Source organism: uncultured Caballeronia sp. (assembly GCF_964243625.1).
Classification (GTDB): domain Bacteria; phylum Pseudomonadota; class Gammaproteobacteria; order Burkholderiales; family Burkholderiaceae; genus Caballeronia.
Window position 1 is genome coordinate 1 of the sequence record NZ_CAXTGZ010000703.1, and the last position, 2,997, is coordinate 2,997.

The following is a 2,997-nucleotide window of genomic DNA, read 5'->3' on the forward strand; positions in this document are numbered from 1 at the left end:
TTCAACTTCGGCCCGGACGAGCTCGCGTTCATCAGCAGCCACTATGTGTTCCTCGATCACGACCAGCGTGTGACAGCATCGTTTGGGGGCGCCTATCAGTTGGGCACCACCACCTTCACGTTCGATGGCATTGTCGGCAGCGGGCTGCGCAGCGGCTTTGCGAACACGGATCGCCTGCCGGTGTACACGCAGGTCAACCTCGGCGTGATTCATCACTTCGACTTCAAGGAGCCGCTGATCGGCAAGTTCGATGGGCGGCTGCTGCTCATCAATGCGTTCAATCGCGTGTACGAGTTGCGCGATGGATCCGGCATTGGCGTAGGTGCGCCACAGTACGGTCCGCACCTCGCGCTGTACGCAGGCGTGACGAAGAATTTCTGATGGACGGGATAACTAGCTAGGGGCTTCGATCATGCAGGATTGGGGAGGAATGCTTGCTGCCGTGCGAGTAGGCGGATGGGTCGTCTATCCGCTGACGCTGCTTGCGGTGCTGGCAATTGCAATAACCATAGACCGCGCTTATGTCTTTGCGCGCTTTCACGCCTTCAGGCGCCTCGACGCGATGTTCGTCCCTCAACCCGGCACGCCGTTATGGCTGCACGAAACGCGGGCGCAGTCTCTGGCAACACGCATCGAGCGCGACATGAGCCGGGGTTTCTGGCTGCTCGAGACGATCGTCACCGCTGCGCCATTGCTGGGGTTGCTCGGAACCATTGTGGGAATGATGCATTCCTTCCAGCTCTTTGGAGGCAGCGGACTCGTGAATCCCGGCGCAGTGACTGGCGGTGTCGCGCAGTCGCTGGTGGCGACGGCGATCGGGTTGATCGTTGCGTTGTTCGCGCTCTTCGCATTCAACTACTTTTCGCGACGCCTCGAGCGGTTGATGGACGACCTCGAGGTTTGCGCCAACGAGCGCCTCAGTGAACTACGCCTCGGGGCTGAAAATACAGTAGCAAATGCGAGCGATGTTCCATGAAACTTCGGCGATCACGAGCATCGAAGCGCGGCCGCATCGAAATCATTCCGATGATCGACGTGATGTTTTTCCTGCTCGCCACCTTCATGCTCGCTTCCCTGGCAATGCAACGCCTCGACGCAGTGAAGATCAATTTGCCATCGGGACAGGCCGGGAGCATGGCCGAAAACCAACCGCTGACAATGAGCATCGATCAGAAGAACGGGATCTTTATCGATCATCAACCGGTTCGACTGGATCAGGTCGAGGCCAGCGTAAAGCAACGCCTTACAGCTGATCGAAACGTGGTGATTGCCGCCGATGACGCCGCAGCCCAAGGCGTCGTCGTGCACGCGATGCTCGCCGCACGTCGCGGCGGCGCCGAGCATTTCCTGATCGCTGTACATCGTGAATAGTTGGACGCGACGTTTGAACGATCTGCTCGATGGTCCGCGCTTCAGGTTGAGCATTGCGCTTCTGATCGCGGTCGCTGCGTGGATGTTCCTGCTGACTCATGTCATGAGCCGGTTGTCGCAGCCGTCGCCGCAAACTCCTGCACAAGAGCAGCCATCGATGGAGATGCGTCTTGTCGAAATCACGCCGCCTGCTGTGCCCGAGCCCGCGCCTGCCCACAACGAACCCTCAGCGAAACCCCTTCATGCACGGCCGAGTCCAGCGCCAGTTCACGCGAGAGAGCCGCGCGTGACACGCTTGCCGGCGATCGAACACGCCATCGACAGGACTGAAACGCCTTCGCATCCCGACGAACCCGCGCAGTATCCGCCCGCACCGGAGAGCGAGAAGCCGGTGGCTACCGCAAGCTCCACCGCGCGTGTCATCAATCAGCCCATGCCCTCTCTTCCCGATGATCTTCGCGAAGACGCCTTTCAAGCTGTGGCGATCGCACGCTTCGATGTCCATGCGGATGGAAGCGTGGAAGTCGAACTGTCAAAACCGACGTCCAATCCGCGCCTGAACGCGTTATTGCTGGACGCACTGCGTAAGTGGCGTTTCTTCCCCGCGATGCAGGACGGCCATGCGGTCGAAAGCCATCAGGACGTTCGCGTTCATTTCAACATCAGCTGATGCGCGGCTATGCCGCGTTGTCATCATGCGCTGCACTCGATGTGATCCGCTCGGCCAGTCCCGCGTCGTAGCTCGAATGCACATGGGTGCGCTTCTTGTCGGGGTACGCGTATGTGTACGCCTTTCTCAACGCGAGCGATGCTTCGTGAAACCCCGAGAGAATCAGCTTCTGCTTGTTCGGATAGTTCGCGATATCCCCTACCGCAAAAATCCCCGGCCGCGAGCTCTCGTAGTTCGATGTATCGACATTGACGCGGCCACCCGCGATCTCGATACCCCACTTCGCGATCGGTCCAAGATCTGCAACAAGGCCGTAGAGCACCACGAGATGATCGGCATCGATCTGCGCTGCGCCGCCGATCTGCCGGATCTCGATGGACGCGAGCTTGTCATCGAGCATCTGCAGCCCGGCGATCGAGCCGACCATGAACTCCATCTCGCCGGCATCGACCGCACGCCGCATCTGATCGACGCTCGATGCCACCGCGCTAAACCCATTGCGCCGATGCACCAGCACCACGCGCCGCGCAAGCTTGCGCAAGGCCAGCGCCCAGTCGAGCGCCGAGTCGCCGCCGCCGGCGACCACGACGGTTTTATCGGCGAAGTCCGCGAGCGCGCGCACGCTGTAATGCACGAATTCATTTTCCAGCGGTGTGGCTTCCGGCAGAGCAAGACGCTGCGGCACGAACGCGCCGTTGCCGGCCGCGAGCATGATGGCGGCGGTATCGAAGACGAGGCCCTGACCCGTTGTCACGGTCCATCGGCCATCGTCGCGTTGGTCGACTGTTTCGACGCGCTGGTTCAGATGGATAGGCGGATCAAACGGACGGCACTGTTCCATCAGCCGGTCGACGAGTTCGCGTGCCGTACATGATGGAACCGCGGGGATGTCGTAGATGGGTTTGTCGGGATACAGCTCGATGCACTGGCCACCGGGGTAGGCCAGGCTGTCGATG

General features: G+C 60.6%; 4 protein-coding genes and 1 pseudogene. 4 read left to right on the top strand and 1 reads right to left on the bottom strand.

From position 1 onward, the window contains the following. The 4 genes and pseudogenes from ACFFAR_RS29565 to ACFFAR_RS29580 all read left to right on the top strand — a co-directional run. Positions 1-381: pseudogene (locus ACFFAR_RS29565) on the top strand (TonB-dependent receptor); the annotation flags it as partial. Between the two features lie 31 nt (positions 382-412). Then, positions 413-976 carry a MotA/TolQ/ExbB proton channel family protein gene (locus ACFFAR_RS29570; RefSeq protein WP_174363207.1) on the top strand — a complete coding sequence of 188 codons (564 nt, stop codon included), beginning with the start codon at positions 413-415 and terminating at the stop codon, positions 974-976. Continuing rightward, positions 973-1,371, top strand: a complete 399-nt coding sequence (locus ACFFAR_RS29575) for a biopolymer transporter ExbD (protein WP_174363206.1) — start codon at positions 973-975, stop codon at positions 1,369-1,371. Before ACFFAR_RS29570 ends, ACFFAR_RS29575 begins: the two co-directional genes overlap by 4 nt. A gap of 13 nt (positions 1,372-1,384) precedes the next feature. Continuing rightward, positions 1,385-2,041, top strand: coding sequence for an energy transducer TonB (locus tag ACFFAR_RS29580; protein ID WP_375509054.1), 657 nt, complete (start codon positions 1,385-1,387; stop codon positions 2,039-2,041). Between the two features lie 7 nt (positions 2,042-2,048). Here ACFFAR_RS29580 and ACFFAR_RS29585 read toward each other — a convergent pair. Then, positions 2,049-2,997 (bottom strand): NAD(P)/FAD-dependent oxidoreductase (locus ACFFAR_RS29585; RefSeq protein ID WP_375509055.1); only part of this gene is annotated, 949 nt, incomplete at its 5' end.